The organism is Myceligenerans salitolerans (genome assembly GCF_017349295.1).
GTDB classification, from domain to species: domain Bacteria; phylum Actinomycetota; class Actinomycetes; order Actinomycetales; family Cellulomonadaceae; genus Myceligenerans; species Myceligenerans salitolerans.
On record NZ_JAFMPK010000019.1, the window covers coordinates 1 to 11,558 of the forward strand.

General features: G+C 73.5%; 8 protein-coding genes and 1 tRNA gene. 3 read left to right on the plus strand and 6 right to left on the minus strand.

The annotated features are described in order from the left end of the window. The 6 genes from J0911_RS01975 to J0911_RS02000 form a co-directional block, all read right to left on the minus strand. On the minus strand, positions 1-1,957 hold a 1,957-nt coding region (locus tag J0911_RS01975), incomplete at its 3' end, for a dynamin family protein (protein ID WP_207273727.1). A gap of 55 nt (positions 1,958-2,012) precedes the next feature. Continuing rightward, on the minus strand, positions 2,013-2,966 hold the full coding sequence (locus J0911_RS01980; RefSeq protein ID WP_207273728.1) for a hypothetical protein: 954 nt from the start codon (positions 2,964-2,966) through the stop codon (positions 2,013-2,015). Positions 2,967-3,089: 123 nt separating this feature from the next. Next, positions 3,090-4,772 carry an energy-dependent translational throttle protein EttA gene (ettA, locus tag J0911_RS01985; protein ID WP_207273729.1) on the minus strand — a complete coding sequence of 561 codons (1,683 nt, stop codon included), beginning with the start codon at positions 4,770-4,772 and terminating at the stop codon, positions 3,090-3,092. Positions 4,773-4,900: 128 nt separating this feature from the next. After that, positions 4,901-5,509, minus strand: a complete 609-nt coding sequence (locus tag J0911_RS01990) for a single-stranded DNA-binding protein (protein ID WP_207273730.1) — start codon at positions 5,507-5,509, stop codon at positions 4,901-4,903. Between the two features lie 55 nt (positions 5,510-5,564). Further along, a complete protein-coding gene (locus J0911_RS20685) occupies positions 5,565-7,175 on the minus strand; it encodes a GTP-binding protein (RefSeq protein ID WP_207273731.1) in 1,611 nt (536 codons plus the stop codon). Then, positions 7,172-8,863, minus strand: a complete 1,692-nt coding sequence (locus tag J0911_RS02000; RefSeq protein ID WP_207273732.1) for a GTPase domain-containing protein — start codon at positions 8,861-8,863, stop codon at positions 7,172-7,174. The genes J0911_RS20685 and J0911_RS02000 overlap by 4 nt, the downstream gene beginning before the upstream one ends. A gap of 149 nt (positions 8,864-9,012) precedes the next feature. Here J0911_RS02000 and J0911_RS02005 point away from each other — a divergent pair. From J0911_RS02005 to J0911_RS02015, 3 genes are all read left to right on the plus strand, one after another. Next, positions 9,013-9,086 (plus strand) — tRNA-Arg (locus J0911_RS02005). Between the two features lie 122 nt (positions 9,087-9,208). Further along, positions 9,209-10,495 carry a GlnX family signal transduction membrane protein gene (locus tag J0911_RS02010; protein ID WP_207273733.1) on the plus strand — a complete coding sequence of 429 codons (1,287 nt, stop codon included), beginning with the start codon at positions 9,209-9,211 and terminating at the stop codon, positions 10,493-10,495. Beyond that, positions 10,492-11,556 carry a glutamate ABC transporter substrate-binding protein gene (locus J0911_RS02015; RefSeq protein ID WP_307864866.1) on the plus strand — a complete coding sequence of 355 codons (1,065 nt, stop codon included), beginning with the start codon at positions 10,492-10,494 and terminating at the stop codon, positions 11,554-11,556. Before J0911_RS02010 ends, J0911_RS02015 begins: the two co-directional genes overlap by 4 nt. Positions 11,557-11,558: the final 2 nt, after the last annotated feature.

The following is an 11,558-nucleotide window of genomic DNA, read 5'->3' on the forward strand; positions in this document are numbered from 1 at the left end:
CAGAGGTCACGGCCGGCTCGCCGGCGCCCATGCCCGCGCCGCGCAGGCCGCGCGGCGAGGTCCCTGAGGCGGGCACCGACGTGGCATCGCCGGTCCGGGATCCCGCCGTGGAGCGGGAGCCTCGCTCCACGCCGGCGGCGTCCGCCACGGCGCGTGCCGCGCCGCGCAGGGCGACGCCTCCGGCGTCGGCCGATCCCACCGCGTCGAGCTGCGCCGTGTACCGCGCGGCCTGGCCGTCCATGACCGTCCGGACCCGGGTGGTCAGCCGTTCCCGGGCCTCGACGGCGAGCCGACGCACGGCGTCCTCGCCGAACACGGCCTCCAGCAGGCGCTGCGCCAGAACCGCCGTCCCGCCCGCGATACCGACCTCGATCCCGGACAGGCCCCCGGTGGACGCGAACACGAGAACCATCAGGGCGACACCCAGGCCGTTCACGCCGAACGACAGCGCCCGCGCGGTGCCGCGCTTCGCGGAGCCCTGTTCCCGCACGAGGTTCAGCACGTCGGACTGCCAGCCGCGGATCTGCTCCCCGACGTCGGCCCGCAGGGTGCCCGACGCCCGTGACAGCTCGAGCCCGTCCAGCAGGACCCTGCCCGCCGTGTCGCCCCGCCATCCCGCGTACGCCCGTTCCGCCGCGCCCTCGGCGGCGTCGAGCACCACCGACTCCAGACCGTGCGCGATCGCGTGCTCGACCTGAGGCGCCTGCCGCGGTCTGCCCCGGAAGAACGCACCGATCGCGTCCCGCACCCGCCCGACGTTCTGTTCCACCGCGCGGAAGAACTCCCCCGTTCCCACGAAGTCCTGCCAGCGGGCGAGCACCTCACCGCGGAGCAGCGCGCCGTCCGAGGTGGCCGCGTTCACATGGGCGACCGCGTCGGCGTACGCACCCGCGACCACGGCGCGCAGGCGCGCGTCCGCCTCCTGCTGGGCGTCGGCGGCATCGGCGAGGCCCTCGGCCCGCCGTACCAGGTCGTCGACGACGCCGTCCCGCGTCGCCGCGATGACGTGCGCCCTGGCACTCGCGTCGCCGCCCAGGTCCGTGAGCCAGTCGGCGACGGGCGCGACGGCTCGTTCGGGGAGATAGCCCTCCTGCGTCAGCTCCGCCTCGGGCAGGACGAACAGGTGCGCATCGCCCAGGCCCTGCTCCGCCATGAGGTCGCGGAGGTCGTCGACCGTGGCCTCGGCCCCGGGGTCGACGCGGTCGAGGACCATGGCCACCTGCGCACGCCGCTCGGCCGCCGAGTTCAGCAGGTCCCACGGGACGGCGTCCGCGTAGCGTGCCGCGGTGGTGACGAAGAGCCACAGGTCGGCGGCGCCGAGGAGCTGCGCGGCCAGATCACGGTTGGCCTGCTCGACCGAGTCGATGTCCGGCGCGTCGAGCAGCGCCAGGCCGGGAGGCAGGGCCTCGCTCGCGACCATGCGCAGGGTCCGGGACTCCGCCGCCGCGGTGCGGGGGGCGGCGTCGTGGCGAGCGGGACCGCCGGACACGGGCGCGGTGGCCGGCTCCTGCACGCCCGCGGGCCCGCCCGCGCCGGTCACGCGCGCAAGGCCCGGCAGGACCCGGTCGCCGGTGAACCACCGGGCATCGAGCGGATGGTGCACCAGCACGGGCGCGCGGGTGGTGGGACGCAGCACGCCGGGAAGGGTGACGTCCTCCCCCAGGACCGAGTTCACGAGGGTCGACTTGCCGGCGCCGGTCGAGCCTCCCACGACCACGAGCAGCGGGGCCTGCTGCGAGCGCAGGCGCGGAAGCAGGTAGTCGTCCAGTTGGTCGACGGACCGGCGGCGCGCGTCGCGCGCCTGGTCGGCGCCGGGGGTCTCGAGCGGGAGACGGAGCGTGCCGAGCCGCGTGCGCAGGTTCTCCAGCGCGCTCGTGAGGTCCCCGACGGCGGCGTCGGGCGCGGGACCGGCGGCGCGTTCGGGTTCCGTGGGCACGTCGTCGGGCTGCTCGGTCATGGCGCTCAGTCTGCCCCAAGCGCGCAGGCCAGTCCCGTGGAGACGGGCGAGGCGCTCAGAACCCGAGCCGGCGGCGGAGCCATTCCACGCAGACGCTCGCACGGGCCCGCAGGACGGACGGCCGCTGCCCGGGTGTCGCACGCGCCGGCTGGAGCGCGTGCTCGATGAGCTGACCAGTGAGCGCCGTCACGAGGCAGGTGACGGCATCGGGATCGGTTCCGGACGGCAGCGGGTGCCGAGCGAGAACCACCTCGGGCGGCGGACCGCCTTCCGCGCGGATGTGGGCGAGCAGGAGGACGGTGTCCACGAACGGCGCTCCGCGTGAGGCGTGCGACCAAGCGGAGGCCACCGGCCGTCCGCCCGGTGTCAGCGACGGATACAGGACCTGGCGCGTCGGTGCCCCGTGGACGAGCGTGGTGCCGGACACGGCCTCCCCGCTGTGGACGGCGATCTCGGCGAGCGCCTCCAGGCGCGGCTCGAGCCACGGGGAGAAGTTGCGCAACCCGTCAGGACGCTCGTCGGCGAGGCGCCGCCACGGCCCGTCGTCGAAGACCTCGGCGCTGTCCAGGAACATCCCGCCGGCGGGCGCCTCGAACTCGCGCACCTGCTGGAGAACCCCGAGGGCGGCGGCGATCTCGTCGGTCGTCCACTCGTCGCCGATCGGCCGGATGTCGCGCATCGCCCAGCTGGCCACGATCCAGCGCCCGAAGCCGTCGAGATCCTCGTCGAACCACCACAGCAGCGTGGGAGCGGGAGCCGCCGCCGGAAGCGCGCCCACGACGTGGACCGCACGGCGGGCCAGCTCCTGGGCGCGGGGATCCGACGTGTTCACGACGGTGCACACCTGCGTTCCCGCGCCCGTCTGGAGGGACATCGTCACCCCGTCGGCGACGCCGCTCATGGGCAGCGTCGTCCACCCGATGACCCGGCTGCCGAGCTCCTCCGAGATGCGCCGGCGAACAGGGGGCGGCAGATCCTGCCATCCGGGACGGGGCACGGAGAACACCATGGGGGCAATCCTCCCCGACTCGCCCCATTCCCGGCAAACCCGCCCCTATTGTTGCGCCGGGCGACAAGGGGCCGCCCCCGATGAATGGCGCGATGCGATTCACCGGGGGCGCTGCCGTCTCGCTCAGTCGCGCGTCAGGCGACGGTAGGTGACGCGGTGGGGGCGCGCCGCGTCGGCGCCGAGACGCTCCACCTTGTTCTCCTCGTACGACTCGAAGTTCCCCTCGAACCAGTACCAGTTCGCCGGGTTCTCCTCGGTGCCCTCGTACGCCAGGATGTGCGTGGCGACGCGGTCCAGGAACCAGCGGTCGTGGGAGACCACCACCGCGCAGCCCGGGAAGTCGAGCAGAGCGTTCTCGAGGGATCCCAGGGTCTCGACGTCCAGGTCGTTGGTGGGCTCGTCGAGGAGGAGCAGGTTGCCGCCCTGCTTCAGCGTCAGCGCCAGGTTGAGGCGGTTGCGCTCGCCACCGGACAGCACGCCGGCCGGCTTCTGCTGGTCCGGGCCCTTGAACCCGAACGACGCGACGTAGGCACGGGACGGGATCTCCACGTTGCCGACCTTGATGAAGTCCAGCCCGTCGGAGACGACCTCCCAGAGCGTCTTGTTCGGGTCGATGCCACCACGGGACTGGTCCACGTAGGACACCGAGACCGTGTCGCCGACCTTCAGCGTGCCGCCGTCCAGCGGTTCCATCCCGACGATCGTCTTGAACAGGGTCGTCTTGCCGACGCCGTTCGGTCCGATGACACCCACGATGCCGTTGCGCGGCAGGGTGAAGCTGAGCCCGTCGATCAGGGTTCGGTCACCGAAGCCCTTGCGGAGGTTCTCGGCCTCCAGGACCAGCGAACCGAGGCGCGGGCCGGCCGGGATCTGGATCTCCTCGAAGTCGAGCTTCCGGGTCCGCTCCGCCTCGGCGGCCATCTCCTCGTAGCGCTGCAGACGCGCCTTGGACTTGGTCTGCCGCCCCTTGGCGTTCTGGCGCACCCAGTCCAGCTCGTCCTTCAGGCGCTTGGCCAGCTTCGCGTCCTTCTTGCCCTGGACCTCGAGACGCTCCCGCTTCTTCTCGAGGTAGGTCGAGTAGTTGCCCTCGTAGGGGTAGAGGCGCCCGCGGTCGACCTCGCAGATCCACTGCGCGACATGGTCCAGGAAGTACCGGTCGTGCGTGACGGCGAGGACGGCGCCCGGGTAGTTCGCCAGGTGCTGCTCCAGCCACAACACCGACTCGGCGTCGAGGTGGTTGGTGGGCTCGTCCAGCAGCAGCAGGTCCGGCTTCTCCAGGAGCAGCTTGCACAGCGCCACACGGCGGCGCTCACCACCGGAGAGCACCTTGACGTCGGCGTCCGGCGGCGGGCACCGCAGGGCGTCCATCGCCTGCTCGAGCTGGTTGTCCAGGTCCCAGGCGTCCGCCGCGTCGATCTCCTCCTGAAGCGTGCCCATCTCGGCGAGCAGCGCGTCGAAGTCCGCGTCCGGCTCGGCCATCAGCGCCGAGATCTCGTCGAACCGCGCCTTCTTCCCGAGGATGTCGGCGACCGCCTCCTGGACGTTGCCCAGGACCGTCTTCTCCTCGTTCAGCGGAGGTTCCTGCTGCAGGATCCCCACCGTGTAGCCGGGCGACAGCCGGGCCTCGCCGTTCGACGGCGTGTCCAGTCCGGCCATGATCTTCAGGATCGTGGATTTCCCGGCTCCGTTCGGGCCGACGACGCCGATCTTCGCGCCGGGGAGGAAGTTCAGCGACACGTCGTCGAGGATGACCTTGTCGCCGTGCGCCTTGCGCGCCTTGTACATGGAGTAGATGAACTCAGCCACTGCCTTCGTTCCACCGTTTCAACAGGTAGGGAGGGGGTTGCACCCGTCGCGCGGCGACCTGCTCACGCACATCGCGCACGGCCGCGACGGGCGGCGTCGGCCCCCAGCCTACGCGTTGCGGACGACGCCTACCCGCGCGACCGCTCGATCTCGTCCTGGGTCCCGGTGGCCGCGGTCACGGCACCGGGCGGTGCCGTCGCCGTTCGGGTGTCCTCGTCCTCGGCATCGCCGGGAGCCTGCGTACCGGCCGGCGTCTCCGGCCCGGTCGCGGCCGTGGCCCAGACGTCCTCGTCCGGCACACCGCGGGCGAGGCCACCAGCCCGCCAGGGCGCAGCGGTGCCACGCCCCTCCCCCGCGGCACCCGGAGGCTCGTCGGACGGGATCACGCGCTGGAAGTCGGCGCGCCCCTTCATGAGGTTGGGGCCCACCGCGTCGGCGTTGATCACCAGGCTCGTCCGGCGGCGGGCCTCCTCGCCCCACTCGTCCACCTCGAGCCGGCCGGCGACCATCACCGGCTGGCCCTTCTTGACGCTCTTGCTGATGTTCACCGCGGCATGCCCCCAGGCCTTGACCTGGAACCAGATCGTCGGGCCGTCGTAGAACTCACCGTTCGTGTCCCGGATGCGCCGCGTGCTGGCCACCGAGAACGTCGTCCACTCGTTGCCGCTGCCCGACCGCCGGATCACCGGGTCGCTGCCCGCGTTTCCCGTCACGGTGACCTTCACGTCATTGCTCACGTCGTGCTCCTTCGCTCCCGCGGACCGGCCCCCTGCCGGCCCGCCGGGACCAGCATCACGCGCGAGCGACCTCCGCGGAGGACACCCGGGCAGAGCCTGTGGACGAAGAGCTGTTTCCCCGGCCCGGGGTCGACGTCCGGCCGGCCCTGTCCGACGCCGGCGGTCCGTCCTCGCGCGCCGACTGCGCGAGTTCACGCACCTGCCGGTGCTCGTCGAGAAGCCGCTGCGTGGGCTCTCCGAGGGCCCGCTCCAGCACCCGCTCGACGGCCGCACGCCCCGCCGCGAGGACCGCCTGCTCGCGGCGCCGCGCCAGCGCCCGCCGGATCCGCGTCGCGGCCAGGAACACGCCGAGTGCCGCGAGCGCCGCCACCACGCCGGTCACGCCGAGTACCGTCGACCCGGTGTCGTCGAGCGGGAGCACCTGCATGGACGCGAGCACGGTGGCCAGACCGAGCACGACGGCGAGCCCGACGAGGACGAGCGCCGCACGCCGGAGCGGGCGCGCGGAAGCCGGTCCGCGGACGTCGAGCGTCACGCCACGCAGTGCGGTCGCGAGGGAGGCGCCGACGTGTTCGGCCGAGGCGACGGACTCGGCGAGGGACCGCTGCCAGCCGGGTCGCAGGTTCTCGCCGGCCCCGGTGAGCCAGCGCGCGCGGGACAGGGCGACGGCGTCGGGATCCGGTGCGGGGAACTCGGGCCGCCCGTACCCGTTCTGCACGGATGCCGCGACCTGCGCCGCGACGGGGCCGAGCCCGACCGCCTCGCCGAGGGCGTCGGTCTCGGCGGCGAGCACCGTGGACGTGTGCCAGGGCACCTCGGCCGGCGTCTCCTCGAGCAGTGCGGCGGCGGCCGCGTCGAGCTCGGCGGCGGCGCGGCCGGCGGTCACCGAACGACGCCGGACCGCCTGCTCGAGCAGCTCGCGCAGCTCCGGCACGCCGTACCCGGTCCTGGCCGAGACGGGGACGACCGGCACCTCGCCGACGCCGTCGTCGCGCAGCAGGCGCGCCACGTCACGAGCGAGGTTGTCCTGTTGACCGGCGGGGACGGTGTCCATCTGGTTCAGGGCGACGACCATGGATCCGGGCCGTTCGCCGGCGCCGCGCAGATAGCCGGAGTGCAGCGCGTCGTCGGCGTACTTCTGCGGGTCCACCACCCAGACGAGCAGGTCGACCAGCGGCAGCACCCGGTCCACGATCTCGCGGTGCCCCGGGGCGACGGAGTCGTGGTCGGGCAGGTCGAGCAGGACGAGGCCGCCGAAGCCGTCCTCGTCGGCCCCGTCGAGCTCGCCGGCACGGGTGATGCGGCGCTCGCGCTCGACGCCGAGCCAGTCGAGGAGCGCGGCGGCGTCGTCGGACCACGAACAGGCCGAGACCTTCGCCGTGGTGGGGCGCTTGACCCCGACCTCGGCGAACGAGAGCCGTGAGATCCGGTTGAACAGGGTCGACTTGCCCGATCCGGTGCCGCCCGCGAGGGCGATGACGGTGTGGTCCACGCCGAGCGCGATGCGTTCCCGGACACCCGCCACGGCACTCGCGACGCGGCCGAAGACGGCGTCGTCGAGGCGGGACCCCGCTATCTGCAGCGCGCGGCCGAGGTCTTCGGTCCGGGCGCGCAGCGCGGCATCGTCTCCGGCACGGCCGGGTGGCCGCGTCGAGGCGCTCGTCATGTCAGCCTCCTGAGCTCGGCGAGCCGAACACGCAGCGTGGCTGCCGCGTCGTCGGCGAGGGCGGGGATCTCAAGGGCACTCTGGACAGATCGGGCCTCCGCCGCAACCGCTAGCGCGGTCCGGTCGGCCAGGTCGGCGCGCAGCGGCCGCACCAGGGTGTCGACCGCGTCGCCCAGCACCTTGCCCAGGAGGCGCGCCGCGTCGTCGTTCCCGAGCGCGGCGGCGAGCAGCAGCGTCGCGAGACCGGCGTCGCCGAACGCCCGCCGGGCGCCCAGTACGGCCTCCTCGTCCACCGCGACGGGAGGCTCCTCGCCGGGTGCCTCCTCGGCACCGCCGAGCGCCGCCACGAGGCGGTCGCTCTCGGCGACCCAGGCGGACGCCTGCTCGGCCGCCCACTCCTCGCGCGCCTGCCCGCGGTCCTTGCCCGACGGCGCCACGGCCGCACCCGCGGCCGGCGCGCCCGGACCGGCCAGCTCGGCCCGCAGCCGCTCCTCCGTACGGGCCCCGGCGGCGGAGATCGACCGCTCCGCGGCCTTCCTCGCCTCCTCCCGCAACGGGGCGAGCGCCTCCGAGCGGGCCCGGCCGGCACGTCTCGTCGCCCGCACGACGCCGTCGCGCATCGTCACGCGGTCGATGCGCCGGCTCGCCACGAGTTCCGCGAAGCGTGCCGTCACCTGCGAGCCGCCGGCCGTCCCGGCGGTGATCGCGGCCCGCGCCACGGCCTCGGCGTCGGGGACGACGACGTCGATCACGCGGCGCAGCTCCCGAGCCGCGGCACCCTGCGCGTCGACGGCGTCGACGAGGCCGTCCACCCAGTCCGGGAGCGCCTTGAGCGCGCCCTTGAGGGTGCGCACCACCACGGTGCGGGACCGCTCCGGCCCGGCCATCATGGCCAGCCAGCGGCCGATCCCGGCCACGAGCCGGGACTCGAGCAGTCCTTCGTGCGGGCCCACGTCCGGGATGACGAACAGGGGCGCGTCCGTCATGCCGCGTTCCCGCATCCGTGCGTTCAGGTCGCCCCGGATCGTCGCCAGATCGTCCTCGCCGACGCGGTTGAGCACGATGGCCACGCTCGCGCCACGCTCCCGCGCCCGGTCGAGCGCCTCCCAGGGCAGGGCGTCCCCGTACCGCGCCGCCGTGGTGACGAACAGCCACAGGTCCGCCCCCTCCAGGAGCTTTCCCGCCGTGCTGCGGTTCTGCGAGACGAACGAGTCGAGGTCGGGTGCGTCCAGCAGGGCGGTACCGCGCGGCACCCCCTCGTGCTCGACGACCCGCGCCAGCTCGGTGACGGGACCGGCCTTGAGCGTCACCCGGTCCCGGGGATGGACGCCGACCACGGGTTCCCGGGTGGTCGGGCGCAGCACTCCCGCGTCGGAGATGTCACCGCGCAGCAGGCTGTTGAAGATGGTCGACTTGCCGGCTCCCGTCGAGCCCGCGAGTACCACGAGCGCGGGGCTGGACAGCTCCGCGAGCCGTGGCAGGAGGTGCTCGTCGAGCTGCGCGAGCAGCCGCGCGCGGGAGGCCTCGGCCTCCTCGGCCCCCTCGATCGGGAGCGGGAGCCGCACAGCGGCGATGTCGCCGCGGAGGTCCTGGACGACGTCGTGCACCGTGAAGCCGAGCTGCTCGGCGACGTCGGGGTCGACGCCGCCCCGGCGGCCGAGGGCGGCGGAGCGCGTTCCGAGAGTCACGGGTTCATCCTGATATCTCCACATGCCCCTTGCCAACCGGGGACGTCGGGCAGGCGTCCGCGGACTGCTTCCACGATACTGGTCCACATTCCTGGTCCAACTCTGCGGCCAGGATCGATACGATAGGCCCGCGCCCCGCGCGGGCGTACGCCTCCGTAGCTCAGCTGGATAGAGCATGTCACTTCTAATGACGAGGTCGCGGGTTCGAATCCTGCCGGGGGCACCTCTAGCTCGACCCGCGCACGAGTCGCAGGTTCCCAGGATGACCTCTACCGTGACTCAGCACAGCGACAAGCGCCGGTGGTGGCGCGGAAATTTCCATCCAGAGCCTCCGGAGGTACGCCGATGACCGTGGCCGCACCGCACCGGCCCGGCTCGAAAGCCCTCCCGCACGGCCTCGCCCGGCGTGCCGCGAGCGCCGTCTCCGGCACTCCGGGCCGCCTCGGGCTCGCCCAGGTCGTCTCCGTCCTCGCCTGCGTCGCGCTCGGCATCGCCGGCTTCCTCGCCGGCACCGGCCAGTCGTCGGACCTCGACGTCGCACACGCCGACGCCGTCGATCTCGTGGCGACCCAGGATCTGCGCAACCGTCTCGTGTCCGCCGACGCCGCGGCCACGAGCGCCTTCCTCGTCGGTGGGCTCGAACCCACCGCCATGCGGGAGCGTTACACGGAGAATCTCGCGGCGGCCGCGCGTGCCGTTCCTCCGCTCGCGGCTCGTGCGCCCGAACGCGCCGACGAGCTGGCCGTCGTGTCCGACGCGGTGCAACGCTACGCCGGACTGGTCGAGTCGGCCCGCGCGAACAACCGGCAGGGCCTCCCGGTCGGCACCGGCTACCTGGACCTCGCGTCGGCGACCCTGCGGGAGGAGGCGCTGCCGGTGCTCGACGACGTCGCGAACCGTCTCACCGCACGGATGGACGACCATCTGGCCGCGGTGTCGATGCGGCAGTCGCCCCTGCTGGCCGTGATGACCGCCCTCGTCGTGCTCGGACTCGTGCAGTGGTGGCTGGCGCGCCGCACGCACCGCATGATCAGCCCGTGGATGGTGGTCGCCACCGGCCTCGCCCTGCTCGGCTCACTGGCGGTGGCGATCGGCGTGGTCGGCGGCAACGTCGTGGCGCACAAGGTCGCGGACGGCCCCTATGCCGCGACCGTCGCCAGTTCCGCCGCGCTCGCGGCGGCCACGGACGCCAAGTCGCAGGAGTCGCTCACCCTCATCAAGCGCGGGTCGGGGCGGGAGCACGAGGACCGTTTCCAGCATTCCACGATGCGGGCCACGGCGCTGCTGTCGGCGTCCGACGACGCCGCCGGCGCCGAGCGTCCCACCGGTGACCTGCTGCGGGGCTGGCTGGAAGGGCACGCGGAGATCCGGGCGCTCGACGACTCCGGCCGCTGGGAGGAGGCGGTCAGGGCGGCGATCGCCACGGGCGACGGCTCGGCCATGGCAGCGTTCGAGAGGTTCGCCGCCCGTGCCACCCAGGACGTCACCACCACGGAGGAACGCGCCGCCGCCCAGCTCACCAAGGCCTCCGCCGTGTCCCGGGGCACCGGCTGGATCGCCCTGGTGGCCGGCCTGCTCGCCGCGGGCATGACCGCCACCGGGATCTGGGCCCGGCAGAAGGAGTACCTGTGAACAGGGCGTTCACCGGCCGTTCCCGGCGGAGGCGCCCGGAGCGGCGACGCCTGGCCGCCGCGGTCGTGTCCGGTCTCGTCGTCCTGGCCCTGGCAGCCTGCGCCATGCCACGAGCCGCCACCACCCGGTTCGAGGACCTGACGGTGACGCGGGGTGACGTTCCCGGTGACGGCCGGGAACGTCAGGAGGCGGGGTCGGGGGCCGCCGGCGGGCCGGGCGGGTTCCCCCGGAAGCTGCAGGAGTGCTCCGACGGCGCACCCGCCACCGCCTCGTACGCACCGCAGGACGCCGGCCCCGGCGTCGTGCCCGAGGGCTCGACGATGGCGCGCATCCGCGAGCGTGGTGCCCTCCGGGTCGGGATCTCGGCGGACACCCTGCGCATGAGCGCGCGTGACCCGTTCACCGGGAACATCGAGGGGTTCGACATCGACGTCGCCCGCGCGGTGGCGAAGGCGATCTTCGGTGACCCGGGGCGTGTGCGGTTCCGGGTGATCACGTCCGCACAGCGCGAACAGGTGCTCATCGACCACGAGGTCGACATCGTCGTACGGACGTACACGATCACGTGCGAACGGTGGGAGCACGTCGCGTTCTCGGCCGAGTACTACCATGCCGGACAGAAGCTGCTGGTGCCGTCGACGTCCCGCGTCAAGGGCATCGGTGACCTCGACGGGCAGCGTGTCTGCGCGTCGCAGGACACGACGTCGCTGGCCCTGCTCCGTACCTGGGAGGACGTCGAACCGGTGGCCGCCGCGACGCACACGCAGTGCCTGGCCATGTTCCAGCAGGGCCGGGTCGACGCCCTCACGGGCGACGACACCGTCCTCGCGGGCTTCGCCGCGCAGGACCCGTACGCCAAGGTGGTGGGTGACGCCGTCAGCGACGAGCCGTACGGCATCGGCATCCCGGCCGACCAGGTGGACCTGGTGCGGTTCGTGAACGCGGTGCTCGAGCAGCGGGTCTCGGACGGGAGCTGGCGCCGCAGCTACGACCGCTGGCTCGCGGACGTCCTGGGCGAGGCCCCCGCGCCGCCCACCCCGGTCTACGGGCGGGCCGCGTGATC

Coding starts and splice junctions, on each gene's coding strand:
- J0911_RS01980 (WP_207273728.1), bottom strand. CDS start 2,966: ATGGTGTTCTCCGTGCCCCGTCCCGGATGGCAGGATCTGCCGCCCCCT.
- J0911_RS20685 (WP_207273731.1), bottom strand. CDS start 7,175: ATGACGAGCGCCTCGACGCGGCCACCCGGCCGTGCCGGAGACGATGCC.
- J0911_RS02010 (WP_207273733.1), top strand. CDS start 9,209: ATGACCGTGGCCGCACCGCACCGGCCCGGCTCGAAAGCCCTCCCGCAC.